14 protein-coding genes and 1 tRNA gene are annotated in these 13,234 nt (G+C 46.6%); 4 read left to right on the plus strand and 11 right to left on the minus strand.

From position 1 onward, the window contains the following. Position 1 precedes the first annotated feature (1 nt). From DWB79_RS04740 to rsmI, 9 genes are all read right to left on the minus strand, one after another. A complete protein-coding gene (locus tag DWB79_RS04740; RefSeq protein ID WP_016522901.1) occupies positions 2-469 on the minus strand; it encodes a hypothetical protein in 468 nt (155 codons plus the stop codon). Continuing rightward, on the minus strand, positions 466-1,488 hold the full coding sequence (locus tag DWB79_RS04745) for an RnfABCDGE type electron transport complex subunit D (RefSeq protein WP_016522902.1): 1,023 nt from the start codon (positions 1,486-1,488) through the stop codon (positions 466-468). The genes DWB79_RS04740 and DWB79_RS04745 overlap by 4 nt, the downstream gene beginning before the upstream one ends. Continuing rightward, on the minus strand, positions 1,478-2,755 hold the full coding sequence (locus tag DWB79_RS04750) for a 4Fe-4S dicluster domain-containing protein (RefSeq protein WP_016522903.1): 1,278 nt from the start codon (positions 2,753-2,755) through the stop codon (positions 1,478-1,480). The genes DWB79_RS04745 and DWB79_RS04750 overlap by 11 nt, the downstream gene beginning before the upstream one ends. After that, positions 2,752-4,209, minus strand: a complete 1,458-nt coding sequence (locus tag DWB79_RS04755; RefSeq protein ID WP_016522904.1) for a hypothetical protein — start codon at positions 4,207-4,209, stop codon at positions 2,752-2,754. Before DWB79_RS04755 ends, DWB79_RS04750 begins: the two co-directional genes overlap by 4 nt. 3 nt (positions 4,210-4,212) lie before the next feature. After that, a complete protein-coding gene (locus DWB79_RS04760) occupies positions 4,213-4,698 on the minus strand; it encodes a divergent PAP2 family protein (RefSeq protein WP_016522905.1) in 486 nt (161 codons plus the stop codon). A gap of 21 nt (positions 4,699-4,719) precedes the next feature. Continuing rightward, positions 4,720-5,649 (minus strand): TrmH family RNA methyltransferase, encoded by a 930-nt coding sequence (locus DWB79_RS04765; protein ID WP_016522906.1) that lies wholly within the window; start codon positions 5,647-5,649, stop codon positions 4,720-4,722. 3 nt (positions 5,650-5,652) lie between these two features. Beyond that, positions 5,653-6,801 (minus strand): iron-containing alcohol dehydrogenase, encoded by a 1,149-nt coding sequence (locus tag DWB79_RS04770; RefSeq protein WP_016522907.1) that lies wholly within the window; start codon positions 6,799-6,801, stop codon positions 5,653-5,655. A gap of 103 nt (positions 6,802-6,904) precedes the next feature. Beyond that, a complete protein-coding gene (locus DWB79_RS04775) occupies positions 6,905-7,189 on the minus strand; it encodes a flagellar biosynthesis anti-sigma factor FlgM (protein ID WP_016522908.1) in 285 nt (94 codons plus the stop codon). Between the two features lie 47 nt (positions 7,190-7,236). Then, on the minus strand, positions 7,237-7,911 hold the full coding sequence (rsmI, locus tag DWB79_RS04780) for a 16S rRNA (cytidine(1402)-2'-O)-methyltransferase (protein WP_040859049.1): 675 nt from the start codon (positions 7,909-7,911) through the stop codon (positions 7,237-7,239). A 459-nt stretch (positions 7,912-8,370) separates the two neighbouring features. Here rsmI and yqeC point away from each other — a divergent pair, with 459 nt between their 5' ends. From yqeC to DWB79_RS04795, 4 genes are read left to right on the plus strand one after another with little or no spacing between them, the layout of a single operon-like run. Continuing rightward, positions 8,371-9,141 carry a selenium cofactor biosynthesis protein YqeC gene (gene yqeC, locus DWB79_RS12005; protein WP_084762271.1) on the plus strand — a complete coding sequence of 257 codons (771 nt, stop codon included), beginning with the start codon at positions 8,371-8,373 and terminating at the stop codon, positions 9,139-9,141. Beyond that, the gene (gene yqeB, locus DWB79_RS04785; protein WP_245541337.1) at positions 9,092-9,949 is read left to right on the plus strand and encodes a selenium-dependent molybdenum cofactor biosynthesis protein YqeB; all 858 of its coding nucleotides are present in this window, start codon (positions 9,092-9,094) and stop codon (positions 9,947-9,949) included. Before yqeC ends, yqeB begins: the two co-directional genes overlap by 50 nt. Before the next feature lie 9 nt (positions 9,950-9,958). Beyond that, the gene (locus DWB79_RS04790) at positions 9,959-10,504 is read left to right on the plus strand and encodes a 4'-phosphopantetheinyl transferase family protein (RefSeq protein WP_016522912.1); all 546 of its coding nucleotides are present in this window, start codon (positions 9,959-9,961) and stop codon (positions 10,502-10,504) included. Between the two features lie 11 nt (positions 10,505-10,515). Continuing rightward, the gene (locus DWB79_RS04795; protein ID WP_016522913.1) at positions 10,516-10,809 is read left to right on the plus strand and encodes a hypothetical protein; all 294 of its coding nucleotides are present in this window, start codon (positions 10,516-10,518) and stop codon (positions 10,807-10,809) included. Between the two features lie 262 nt (positions 10,810-11,071). Here the strand turns inward: DWB79_RS04795 and DWB79_RS04800 are convergent. After that, a tRNA-Lys gene (locus DWB79_RS04800) sits at positions 11,072-11,144 on the minus strand. 409 nt (positions 11,145-11,553) lie between these two features. Further along, the gene (locus tag DWB79_RS04805) at positions 11,554-13,209 is read right to left on the minus strand and encodes an ABC-F family ATP-binding cassette domain-containing protein (RefSeq protein ID WP_016522914.1); all 1,656 of its coding nucleotides are present in this window, start codon (positions 13,207-13,209) and stop codon (positions 11,554-11,556) included. Between the last annotated feature and the right edge of the window lie 25 nt (positions 13,210-13,234).

Consider the following 13,234-nt stretch of genomic DNA (forward strand, 5'->3'; position numbering starts at 1 on the left):
ACTATCGCTCCTGCTTCTTCATCAACATGTCGATTTTATTTTGGTGCATTGCGATTGTTGACTGTGTTATCCCGTACCCTTCCGCCTGCTCCGGCAGGGCGTCAACCCCGGCAAGCCCGCAGAAGACGCAACCGATTGAGTGTTCATAAAAAAAGACGGCAGGATAAACGCCGTACTTGCCTGTTATCGGAAGCATAAATACAAACGATTCACGTCCGGAGTATGTTGCGGACAATACAGCTCTAAACGGCAAACCGGATAATCCTGAATTATCATGCCCTATGATAGTTATTTGCTGCCCTTTAAATCCCGGATATGCACAACAAAGCTTTTCTGCAGCGGCAGTCAGACATTGGGCATCCGCTTTTTTCCGTAGATACGACAGCCCGAAAAATGAGGCTAAGAATACAAGCAAAATTCCGGCAAGTGCGGCATATTTTTTTAAAAGGTGTTTTGCAGCATCGGTCATAATGCACCTCGTCTTCTTTTATAAAAATATGCTTCGAGCCACTCGATGAGGGGGGTGAGGCAATCAACAAATAAAACGGCGAAAGGAATACCGGCCGGTATCGCACCGGGACCCGCAATACAAAAAGCGAAGATGCCGGTCAGTATACCGGTAATGAATCTTCCTTCCCAAGAACAGGGAATAGAGCCGCTGTCATTCATGACAAAAAAGGCCGAAAAAAGAGCGCCACTCGTCAATATCGCAGATAATATATCCCCCTGTCCGTATGCACTTGCCTGCGCTGCGGAGGGAAATAAATATACAAGCAGACCGTAAACGATCAAAAAGGTAAAAGGAAGTGTTTTATGAATTGTTTTTACTGACAGCAATACGATTGAAGAACATAACGTTAAGAGATTATAGCGGAAAGCCGGTACGGCGGATGGATAATGAAGGAAAAGACTGATATACCCTTCCGGCAGCGTTACATCAACCCCGTGCAGAAATGTCGAATTAAACATTGATGTTATATACTGATCGGTGGGTGTCTGCAACAAACCGGAACCGTCCAGTGCTGCAAAAACACTGCCGCCGGAGATTATCCGATCGAAGCTGACCGGCTGTACAAAGCAATCTGGCTTGCACACTGCAGCAATGCAGGCGGCAAGCATAACCGGATTAATCCATGAGGAACCTTTTCCGCCGAAAACACCCCAGCTGAAAAAATAACTCATAAACGCAATCAAAAAGCTAAAAACGAAACCTCCATTAACCGGTAAGAAAAAGCCTATCAACAATCCGGTTACGAGTGCATAGATATCAAAGGAACCTTTTCCTTGCATATAACCGATAAGAAAAGACGCAAGCGTTGCTGCCGCTCCGGCGGATATGACCAGAAAGATACTTACAAAATCGTGCATAATGCCCATCGCGATAAGCTGAAGCGATAGGAGACTCAGCACGAGTATAGCCGTATGTCGTGCATTTATGCCGGTATAGACGTAGGGCGCAGGAGCGGACATTGTACGGTTATACGGCATAACTATCTCCTCTTTCTGCTGCCGATTTGATAATCGCGCTTAACGGAATACGTACCGGACACACAGCCGAACAACAGGCACAACTGCTGCATAATGCAATAGAACGCAGCGTTTCGGCGGTGTACCGCTCTCTTTGAATATGACGTACCGTATTTATGGGGTCGATATAAGCAGGGCAGCTCCGCAGGCATTGGCCACAATGGTCGCATTCATCCAGTTGTTGTTGAATATCAATATCTTTCCCAACCGCATGGATCGATTTAATCCCCTTGCCGACCGGTAAGTCTAAACTGTCAACCAACGTTCCGCGCAATAAACCGTTAAGAATGATATGCGTATTTTTGCTTTTGAAGCCGCCGCATTCTTCTATCAAGTGCCCAATCGGTGTACCAATGCGTACTTTAATAACCGTGGCGTGTTCCAATGTCTTGCCGGTAAGGAGTAAATACGTCGTCAACATCGGTTGGTTGTGTTGCACCGATTCATAGACCGACAAAGCAGTTGAAGCATCGATCACGACAGCATCTTTTTCGGCTGAACGTGTATAGGTATTCCCAGCAGGATAGGTTTGCGGGATGGTGAGATGTGCAAGATCACGGTCGGAAATAACGGTTCCGATTGTATCAAAAAGGGCACGGTCTTTTTTTTCCGTACCTGTTTCAACGATGATTTTTGTGGCGCCCATCGCCTGAGCGATAATGCCGATTCCTTCTGCAACTTCACGGATAAACCGGCGGGCTAAAAAAGAATCCAGCATACAGGTAGGATCTTTATCGTAAAGCATAACGGTTAGTGTTTTTACACCTTGCTTTACCGCTGCTCTAATGTCTTCGGCAAGAGAAATCGTTTCTCCTGAGGTATTGACTAAACCGGCAAGATCGAGGAAATGAATCAACCCTATCTGATCGCTTTGCTTCCACAGATACGGAGTGCGTTGTTTACCCAGTATGCTGAAGCTTCCCCCTGTTTTGATATGAAGTCCGCGGAATGAATGACCATTTGGAAGCTGCGTATCGACAATTCCCGAAACAATACCGGGAACCGAAGCATGAACGTGCGCCGACGAGCTGTTCCCTGCACGGGCAACCATCTGTCCTTCATTCACAAAATCTCCGACGGAGACCAGCGGAAGGCTGCTCATTTGTGTTTTTGATGCAAGCGGTACCAACGTATACTGCGGCAAAAAAGCATTTCCTTCAAATTGAGGCTCTAAGCGGATATATTTTGCCTGCTGTTGTCCTCGTTTAAATCGTATAAATTCCATCATCGTATCTTGCTCATTATAATCAGAACACAGGGAAATAACAATGTGCCGAGGATAATAAAAAATGCAGTAAGCGGCTCCAGTGCGGATACATATAAAGGACGATAGGCGGCAGCGGAAAAACCGGCTTGAGCTATCAGCATCTTCTCTAACGGGAGCAGTACCAACCGTTCATTTCTTAATGCACGGAGAATAAACACTGTATCGAAGGAATAGATAACTCTTTCTTCACGATGCAGCTTCCCCTCTGAATCCTCATAAAAGGAATAAAAATACACCCGCATATTCGGAGTAAGCGGCTGCAGCGGTTCATGCACATTCAGGTAGGGTAAAACAGCCGTATACCAATAATCTTCTATATAGTTACTTAAATCAGGGAGATAATCTTGCGGCCGCGATGCCTGCACGGTAAAAAAGCCGGAATCGGTAAACGGAATCGGCTGCCGTGAAACCGGCTGAGGCGCATTCAATTTAGCGGCAGCGGGACTTAAACGGTTCGTTGAGAAGACAAGCGGTATAATCGCAGACACCAGCAGCAAACAGCCGGTTAAGACGGTTGCAGTGATTGCATATCGTGTATTCCAAAACTGTGCCCATGATTGCGGATGCATGGCAAACAGCTTTAACGAAGGATGTTGACGGTACTGCTCCCAATACGTCTCTTTCAGCTGTAAAAAGCTGTATACGGAAAAGAGTATACTTGCCGATAACAGCAGCGCCAGTAGGAAAAAGCATAAAGAAACTATTCCGTCGATAGCCGCAGTCAACAGCGGGGCAGCAGGAAGAATCAGCATGAATATATTATGCTTTATCCGCTCTTTAAGCTGCTTCCACTGAATAGTCAATTCGTTTTCAAGTGCCTCCAGCCAATATGCGGCAGTCAATATACTTAACAAGGCGGTTGCAGACGATAAACTGCTTTTAATACAGAAAGCATAACAGACAAAGCTGAACGCAGCGGCAAAAAACAGCAGTTTTTTACGGGAATTGGCAATGCAGTAGGCAAATAGAATAAGCGCAAGCAGCCCTTGTATTGGACTATATGGAATAGCGGCTTCAAGAAAGAAATGAGCTCGTTTACCGTAGAGCGAAAAATAGAACGAAAGGTATTTAAAAATCGAAGTATACGGAAGATAAAGATATTGGTATCCGCCGTCGTCATCGCGGAACCATCGGGTATAACGGTCGATATCGGTAAATGGAAAGCGTTCATGCCGACCGGTTCCTAGTAATGAAAAGCGGTTTGAAACGGAAAACTCCGAGGCAATCCCTGATATACCGGCTTCTTCCGCAGCAGAAACATACTGTTCAATATCGTCCGAGCATGGAACCACTGTTATCCGGTATCCATCCCATGCAGGAGCATAAAAACGGAGAGGAAAGATGATAAAAAGCAAGAGAATTCCGGTTGCGATGAACGCCGACAAGAAATATAAAAAACCGTTCAGCCGCTTCATGGGTTATGCTGTATAATAGAGTGAAAAATAACTTCCGATTACAACACCGAGGATCATACCGGCAAAGACTTCAACGGGAGTATGACCTTGAACTTCTTTCACGGGTTTAAACGGTATGTTCATTGTTTCGGCCATTTTAGCGCCTACTTCGTTTAACATTTTTGCTTGAAGTCCGCTTGAGCGGCGAACCCCCATTGCGTCCCTAATAACAATCATCGCATAAAAGATAGAAAAAATAAATAAATCCGAAGAAACGCCCTGTTTAAAACCGATTGCAGTCGAGAGAGCTGTCACAAGAGCAGAGTGACTTGAGGGCATACCTCCTGTGCGCCATACCAATAAGTCGAAAAAGACCGGCAGAGAATGTACTGATGATCCGCAAAATCCGATGAATGTTTTGATAAATTGGCTCAAAAGCCAGCTTGTAATCGCCGCTAAAAAAATCGGGTTTTGAGCTACAATTTTAACTTGTGTAAAAAAAACCTGCATCTTATGCACAGTTTTGTATAATTATAAGCTTTTGTCAAGCACCGTATCTTTTAAAGAGGCTATCCAATATTGCATAAGAATGCCAAATGCGACTGCAACATTGAGCGAGGCTTTAATGCCCTTCATCGGGATGCTGACAATACCGGCGGAAACGCTTTTAAGGGCTTCTGCGCTAAGCCCCAGTTCTTCGGAGCCGAGCAGGACAATGCCGTGCTTGGGGAAAGAAAAAGAAGTAATCGGAGTGCCGCCTGTTTCAAGCGCAAAGACGGGTAAGTCGGCAGGCAGAGCTTCAAGCGGACAATACTCCCACGGCAGAAAGTGAGTGCACCCCATCGCCGACCGCTGTGCACGAGGTTGTTCGGGCGAAACGCAACCCTCCGACAGGAGCAGCTTTTCTGCACCGAAAGCCTCCGCAGTACGGAATATAGAACCGAGGTTAAAGGGGGCGCGGATATCTTCGGCATACACATATACACCCGGATAAAAGGGGCGCGTTACCGGAATCGCTGCCGGAGGTGCGTCGATCTGTGTTTCTGCATCAGGCGCTGCCGGATTCGGCGCGGTTGTATCGTACTTCGGTATGCCGGTACCGTAACGCAGCCCCGGAGCGATTAAATCCCATTCGGAGGGCTGCACACCGCTCTGTCGATACAGCGCATGACGCAGCGTATTAAACAGTATACGGTAATCTCCGACGGTGAGCACGTCCGCATGTAAGGTAGAAGTATAAGTTTTAACGGCAGCGGTAATAACGGAATCGGACGGATACATTGATGCAAGGTGGGTGCAAAGCCCTTCGATATAAAATGAATCGCAGGAAAGAGAAACGACCGAATACGGTAAATCCGAAGGGACTGCAACGCATTCGGTTTCGAGAGTCTCGATGATTTTAATAATCTTGCGTATCTTTTGAGTAGTGGGGAGCCGGACAAGCTTAAAAAGCTCGATCATGTGTTAATATGCTTGTTTAAGCAGCTCAAACACATCGTCGCTTCGCATCGGTTTTGGGATATAATTCATAAAACTGAGCGAAACGGCATCTTCGGAAATAGCAACCAGCTGCTCAATGGATAAACCGATATCTTTTAAACGAGTGGGCAGATTAGCCTGAGCTAAACGGCGGCGGATTTCCTCGATAGCGGCCTTTGCTACATAAAGCGGATCGACACCGCGCGTATCGACATTCAGCATCCGCCCGATCTTTAAGAGTTTATCGAGATTCGATGTTTGCGCATTCGTAAGGATATACGGCAAAAGGATGGTTCCGACTACCGAGCTTGAGATATTATAGCGGCTTGCACATGCAAGGGCGATGGCGCTGCCTAATCCCGGACTGGAAAAAGAAATACCGATAGCGGTTAAACAGGCAGCTTCCGCAATAACCGTTTCGCGGGAAGCGCCGGTAGAACGTCCGTGCTGCGGATCAAGCGACAACAAAAAGCGGTCGATTGCTTTCCCTAAAATCGTTTCCGACAAAAAGTTTGTTTTTGAAGAGGTATAGCCTTCAAACGCAATGCCGACGCCCTGAAGAATAGTTGCCGTTGTTGCATTTGGCGCAAGGTTTGAATAGCAAGCGGTATCGAAGACGCAGAGTTTACAGAGGTCTTTCCGTACTTTTAACAGATGAATTTTCCGTGAACGAGCGTCAACAATCGGACTGAACGGAGTAAAGGTGAACGGTTCCCTGCATGTAGCGGGAGCTTCGATAAAAGGAAGCGGTTCTGCCGTACAGGGTTTTCCTTCAATAAAATCATAAATTGAACCGGACTCATTGTATAACGAGGCAACAGCACGACCGACTGCAACCGGTCCCATACCGCCGGAGGCAATAACGGCATCGATAAAAACTCCGCGTGCGAGACTTAATGCATTTTCGATAATATCCGAGTCGGCGGAACGTTTTACACCGTCAAATACAAGAACGGATATTCCCCTTTCTTCCAATGCATCAATAACTTTTTTTGCAATACCGGTTTCGTGCAGCAACGGATCAACAATAAATAAGAATTTTTTTCCAAACTGAACGGCTTCCGCGCCAATTTTTGCTATGGAGTAACTTCCGAGGATAATATTTGATGTAAGTTTAAAGGTAAAATTAGACATACTCGTATTCCGCCTTTATTTCAGGTTTTTCGGGAGAAAATATATTAGCGATTACAACTGCGTTGAAACGGCACTATACAGTTTAACTGTGTGCCGTATTCTTCTAGAGACCGTAATCGTCTAATATCCTGTCAGCAACGAGTTCCAAGAGAGCATTATTTATATATGAAGGATCTGCAAGCTTTTTCTTTACCTCAGCAACCTTATCTTCACGAATGTCCGGTGCATTTCTCACCGCTTCCAATGCGATATTTGCATCTGATAATACCCGTGCTTCATTTGAAACGGAAACGGCATCGGTTTTACCGAATACTTTAGTCCTTTGCGTCCGTTGAATAGGTTGTACAGGTTTTACAGGATCAATTCCGTTTAGTCTATCAATCGTCATGTTTTTTCCGCCTTCCATAGCTTTTATCGGCATTTTTATCGAAAAAATTAAGCCTTTCCGGATACAAAAACCGAAAACTCGCCTTTTATCGATTGCCGCTCCTGTAATGTATGTAAAATATCCGATACCGAACCGGATAAAATTTCTTCATGCAGTTTGGTCAACTCGCGGCCGACCACTACCTGCCTCTTGCTGTCAATATCGGCAATATCTTGTAAGAGCTTGATAATTCTGAACGGGGATTCATAGAGTACAAAACCCGTTTGCATATCGAAAAGCTCCTGCAGCCGCCGTTTCCTCCGCCCTTGTTTAGGGGATAAGAATCCTTCAAAAAGCACCGACGAGTCGCCTGTTCCTGCAATGCTGACCATAGCCGCAAATGCGGAAGCGCCCGGGATTGGGACGACAGGATACCCTGCCTCACGTACCAGTTTAACGAGAACGGCTCCGGGATCGCTCAAAGCCGGAGTACCTGCATCGCTCGCATAAGCGACATTCTTTCCATCAGCCAATAGCCCGATAATTTTCTGCGCAGCTTCCGCCTCATTCTGCGCCCTGCACGAAATAAGCGGCTTCCGTATCTCAAAATGAGTTAAAAGTCCCAGCGTATGCCGCGTATCCTCGCAGGCAATATAGTCAGCCGTTTTGAAAATTTCCAATGCCCGTACTGTAATATCGCCTAAATTTCCAATCGGTGTTCCAACTACATATAACGATGCCACTATAAAAGTATACTGCGTTTTATAGGTTGCCGCAAGTCCATGAATCGTGTATCTTATTGGTATGGGTACGTTGCTTTCACCGCTTTCATGGTTCATATTGGTGTTTATCGGTATACTATTAATGATAGTCGCTTATTTTTTGTTTACTTTCAACAGTAAAAAAACAGGAACTGCCAAATATTTACCGAAAGGAAAACCGGGCGCGCCCGGCGTCTGCCCTATTTGCTGTACTGTACTAAAAAGAGGTGAACAGCTAAAAACAAAGGTTTACCCATCGGAAGGAACCGACCGATTATGTTCAATCTATGGGTGTCCTCACTGTTATCCGATGATAGAACCCGATGCAGACCGCTTTTGTCCTGTGTGTAAGGCGCCCGTTCCGACCGATTCATACCTCATTGCGCGGCTATTTGACCGCGGTAAAACGGACAAACACGTGCGCATTCTCGGATGTAGAGCATGCCGGCACGCATAGATCGACTATGCCGTATTCGCAATTTTAATCATAGAAGTATATGCCCCCTCACGGAAAAACTCCATATCTGCCGCGGCGATGTCGTGTCTTTTATCGGGAGCGGCGGCAAAACTACCTCTATGATTACAACGGCAAATGAACTCGCGGCGCAGGGATTGCGCGTTGCAGTAACTACTACAACAAAGATGGGCGTACGCGAAAAAGAACGGCTTAATGCTGCCGTATCTTTTTTCGGTACGGAAACGGGAGAAAAGTTGAGCGCTCCGCCGCCGGAAGTCATCGATAGTCTCTGTGATAGCTATGATGTGGTTTTAATTGAAGCGGACGGCAGTAAACGGCGGGCGGTCAAGGGGTGGAACGATACCGAACCTGTCATTCATCCCCGTACCACAAAGACGGTAGGGCTTATTTCAACACGGACGCTCGGCAAGCCGGTGAATGAAACATGGGTACACCGGACGGAACGATTTTTAAACATTACTTCCGCAAAGATGAATAAACCATTGCGGCTTACCCATATTATGCAAGCGGTTTTTCACCCGAACGGTCTTTTTTTAAAGGCGCACGGAATTTGTTTTGTACTCTGTATTGCGCCGAGGAGCGAACATGAAGCAATCCGCACCGCTTATTATCGTGCGCGGGGCAGGCGATTTGGCCAGCGGGGTACTGGCAGCAATCCATATTTGCGGTTTTCGTGTCCTTGCATTGGAAACCGCAAACCCATCCGCCATCCGCCGCACCGTTGCGTTCAGTGAGGCTGTTAGGCTTGGGCATTGCACAATAGAAGGAATCGAAGCGCGCCTGATTGCAAAAGATCAAGTCGCAAGAATTTTATCTGCAAAGGATAGCGAATCGGATACCCAATCCGATACAGAGGCGATTACAGCTGTCCTATCAGGCACAGAGGTGATTGCAACCGGTATCAATACTCTTGCGGCCGAAACCGGCGCTGCTGCCGGTTCTAAAGCAAACCGTTTAAGCTTTATTCCCATTGCGGTTGACCCTACGGGAGAGTTGATCGGTGAGTTGCAGCCTGCCGCCGTTGTGGATGCCATCATTGCGAAGAAAAATTGCGGAACGCACCTTGATATGGCGCCGCTTGTGATTGCGTTGGGGCCGGGCTTTACCGCAGGAAAAGATGCGCACATCGTTATCGAAACCATGCGCGGGCATAATTTAGCGCGCTTGATTTATCAAGGGGCGGCACTCCCCAATACCGGCGTTCCCGGACTGGTCGGCGGAGAAAGCGCCTTGCGGGTTATCCATGCGCCGGCGGCAGGCACCCTGCGCGTTATGCGCGATATCGGCGAGTCAGTTACCCGAGGCGAAACCATTGCCCGCATCATACATACCGACGGCAGTGTTACCGATGTTGCCGCTTCGCTTAACGGAATAATCCGCGGTATGCTTCCAGATGGGTTTGTCGTCCACAGCGGTCTCAAAATGGCGGACATAGACCCGCGCCTTACCGAATTGAATAACTGCTTTACCATTTCCGACAAGGCGCGTTCACTTGGCGGAGCGGTATTGACGGCGCTGCTTTCTCGCGGTATCGTACCGTGAAATAGCATCATGACGGAGCTGTGGATTTGCCGACACAACGGATTATCCTCTGAACAAGAACGCGCACAGGCAAGGGAATTGCTGAAGACTGCGCTTGCCGAACGGATTCCTCATTGCTCAGAACAGCTCCGGTTTGAATATGGAAAGTACGGAAAGCCGTACCTGAAAAATGCAGCGCTATACTTCAGTTTATCGTATACGTATGGGGTATGCCTCATTGCGTTATCCGATGATGAGATCGGAGCTGACATTGAACGGCTACGCGCTGCAAAACCGAATGTTGCAAGCCGTTGTTTTACCGATTCCGAAAACCATTATCTGCATCGAAATATGGCACTGTTTGATAAACGGTTTTACGAGTTGTGGACACAAAAAGAGGCATATCTCAAATATACGGGAGAGGGGTTTCATCGCTCCCCAAAAAGTATTGATGTTTTATCTTGTCCTATTCGCAACAGTCTCTATACGTTGACGGAGGACAATATAATCATTTCCTTATGCGGCCGAAATATACAACCGGTTTCGGTTCATAATGTTTCTTTACAAGAAAATTAAGAAGGTATCCTATGAAAGAAAATACTGTGATGCTTTGCGCTATTGGCGTGCTTTTGCTTATCATGTTGATGGCATGGATTATCAATCTCGTGCGGGCAGCTAAAAACAAGCGACCGCTGCGCTGGTTGGGGCGGGTCGTATATATATCCGGTATCATGTGTGTCGGATTGAATGCAATCCGCAGTTGGCGCCTCTACGAAAACAGCATCGGTATCTTTATCGCAGCTCATGCGATTGCTCTTTTCAGTATCCTGTCAGCATTTATCCGGTCGGAACGGCAGCATGATGAAAAAAACAAGTCCTAACGCGGATTACGAATCAGTTTTTAGCGTTTTTTGATGAAGGTTTATTTTAAGCGGTATAAATGGCACCGCTTAAAAACACGGCGAGTTTGCTTTGCGCAAATATCGCGTATTAACGTGTGCGCATTCTGCGCACGAATTGAACAACTTCCAAAGTTGACACTTTGTTCAGTTATTCAATTTTGATGAATAATTTTTTTAGTGGTTCCCTTGTATCAAAATGAACCGCATAAAAAAAAGACTGCAAGATTACTTGCAGTCTTTTTGAGCTATGATGGATTCGAACCATCGACCCACGCCTTAAAAGGGCGTTGCTCTACCTACTGAGCTAATAGCCCATATCTTTAAATAACAGGACGATTATATAGGATATTGAGTACTATGTCAAGTGCTCTTTTGAAAATATGTGCTTATGAAAATACTCATTGTATCAGAACGGACATAGATGTCCGTGGTTTTATACAGTAGCGAGTTGCGTCAATTTACAACATCCGTGTTGTAAATTGACTTGCGAGTTTTGCCAAAGGCAAAACATCGTTTCTGCTTAATACGCCCGCCATCCGTGGCGGTACTGAGCACCAATCTCGTCGTCAGAACGCCCAAGGATGGGCGGGGAATAAGTCAGAAACAAGTTTTGGAACAAAACTTGTCCTCTACCGATGTATATGGACGTACATCGGTAGAGAGGTACACGGATGTACGCTGTTTAACAGTCTATTTCAAAAGGCTTACGGAAAGGTATATGTATTAAATCAGTATCTTCTTTGCAGAACCGCCGTAGTATTCATTGCGGAGTTCGTGTACCTGTTCGTCGCGGATATAGTCATCAAACGGCATCATCCGGTCTATTACGCCGCCGGGGGTGATTTCTACGATGCGGTTTGCGATAGACGAGATAAATTCGTGGTCGTGCGAGTTGAATAGAACTACACCCGGGAAAGCAACAAGTGCTTCGTTCAAGCTGGTAATTGCTTCCAAGTCGAGGTGATTAGTCGGCTCATCCATAATGAGGACATTGGCACCGGAAAGCATCAGTTTGCTGAGCATACAGCGTACCTTTTCCCCTCCGGAAAGCACCTTGACAGGTTTCAGCGATTCATCGCCGGTAAAAAGCATCCGTCCTAAAAAGCCGCGCACATAAGCTTCGTCCTGTTCGGTGGAAAACTGCCGTAGCCAGTCGGTAATGTTCAAATCGGTTTCAAAGTAGCTGGAATTATCCTTGCTGAGATAGGCACTCGTAACAGTCTGGCCCCAATACACATCACCCGAATCGGCAGTTTTAACACCGGCAATAATATCGAAGAATGCCGATTTTGAGTTATGTTCCTGCCCGACAAAGGCGATTTTGTCCGTCCGGTTCACGGTCAAGCTGAAATCTTTGAGCAACGTAATGCCGTTGCCGGAATCTTCTTCTTTAGAGGTATAGGTGAGCTTTTCTACGCGGACAACATTGTTGCCGATTTCTCTATCCGGTTTAAAATGAACGTACGGGAACTTCCGTGTGGTAACTTCCAGTTCTTCCAGCGCAAGTTTGTCGTACACTTTTTTGCGGCTGGTTGCTTGTCGGCTTTTTGCCGCGTTTGATGCAAAGCGCAGGATAAATTCGCGCAGGTCTTTCATCTTTTCTTCGCGTTTTTTCTGCTGATCGCGTGCCTGTCGCTGCATAATCTGGCTCATCTGATACCAGAAGTCATAGTTACCGCTGTACATACGGATTTTTCCAAAGTCGATATCGCAAATATGCGTACACACGGTGTTCAGAAAGTGTCGGTCGTGCGATACCACGATTACCGTATTCGGGAATTCAATTAAAAACTCCTCCAGCCAGCTGATGGATTCAAGGTCGAGACCGTTCGTCGGTTCGTCCAACAAAAGAATATCAGGATTGCCGAACAGCGCCTGCGCCAACAACACACGTACTTTCTGACTTTCGTCCAGCTCGCTCATCATGCGCTCGTGGTTTGCCTCTTCAAAACCGAGCCCGGAGAGCATCTGTTCTACCTGATTTTCCGCCTCCCAGCCGCCCATGTCGGCAAACTCACCCTCAAGCTCCGAGGCGCGGATACCGTCCTCTTCGCTGAAATCTTCTTTTTCGTAAATGGCTTCCCGCTCCTTCATAATCTTGTAGAGCTGCGGGTAACCCATATATACGGTGTCTTTGACGGAATATTCGTCAAAAGCAAAGTGATCTTGCCGCAGTACTGCCATCCGCTCACCCGGCGTAATGCTGATTTCTCCGCTATCGTGCTCCAACTCGCCGGAAAGCAACTTGAGAAAGGTTGACTTGCCTGCCCCGTTCGCTCCGATAATGCCGTAGCAGTTCCCGGGGGTAAATTTTAAATTGACATCTTTAAAAAGAGGTTTTTCCGAAAATTTTAAACTAACATCGCTTACTGTAATCATACAGGGCAGTATAGCTTAAAAGGAA

Origin of the sequence: Treponema medium (genome assembly GCF_017161265.1) — a bacterium.
Classification (GTDB): Bacteria; Spirochaetota; Spirochaetia; order Treponematales; family Treponemataceae; genus Treponema; species Treponema medium.

Coding starts and splice junctions, on each gene's coding strand:
- DWB79_RS04740 (WP_016522901.1), bottom strand. CDS start 469: ATGACCGATGCTGCAAAACACCTTTTAAAAAAATATGCCGCACTTGCC.
- DWB79_RS04745 (WP_016522902.1), bottom strand. CDS start 1,488: ATGCCGTATAACCGTACAATGTCCGCTCCTGCGCCCTACGTCTATACC.
- DWB79_RS04750 (WP_016522903.1), bottom strand. CDS start 2,755: ATGATGGAATTTATACGATTTAAACGAGGACAACAGCAGGCAAAATAT.
- DWB79_RS04755 (WP_016522904.1), bottom strand. CDS start 4,209: ATGAAGCGGCTGAACGGTTTTTTATATTTCTTGTCGGCGTTCATCGCA.
- DWB79_RS04760 (WP_016522905.1), bottom strand. CDS start 4,698: ATGCAGGTTTTTTTTACACAAGTTAAAATTGTAGCTCAAAACCCGATT.
- DWB79_RS04765 (WP_016522906.1), bottom strand. CDS start 5,649: ATGATCGAGCTTTTTAAGCTTGTCCGGCTCCCCACTACTCAAAAGATA.
- DWB79_RS04770 (WP_016522907.1), bottom strand. CDS start 6,801: ATGTCTAATTTTACCTTTAAACTTACATCAAATATTATCCTCGGAAGT.
- DWB79_RS04775 (WP_016522908.1), bottom strand. CDS start 7,189: ATGACGATTGATAGACTAAACGGAATTGATCCTGTAAAACCTGTACAA.
- yqeC (WP_084762271.1), top strand. CDS start 8,371: ATGCCGGCACGCATAGATCGACTATGCCGTATTCGCAATTTTAATCAT.
- DWB79_RS04790 (WP_016522912.1), top strand. CDS start 9,959: ATGACGGAGCTGTGGATTTGCCGACACAACGGATTATCCTCTGAACAA.
- DWB79_RS04795 (WP_016522913.1), top strand. CDS start 10,516: ATGAAAGAAAATACTGTGATGCTTTGCGCTATTGGCGTGCTTTTGCTT.
- DWB79_RS04805 (WP_016522914.1), bottom strand. CDS start 13,209: ATGATTACAGTAAGCGATGTTAGTTTAAAATTTTCGGAAAAACCTCTT.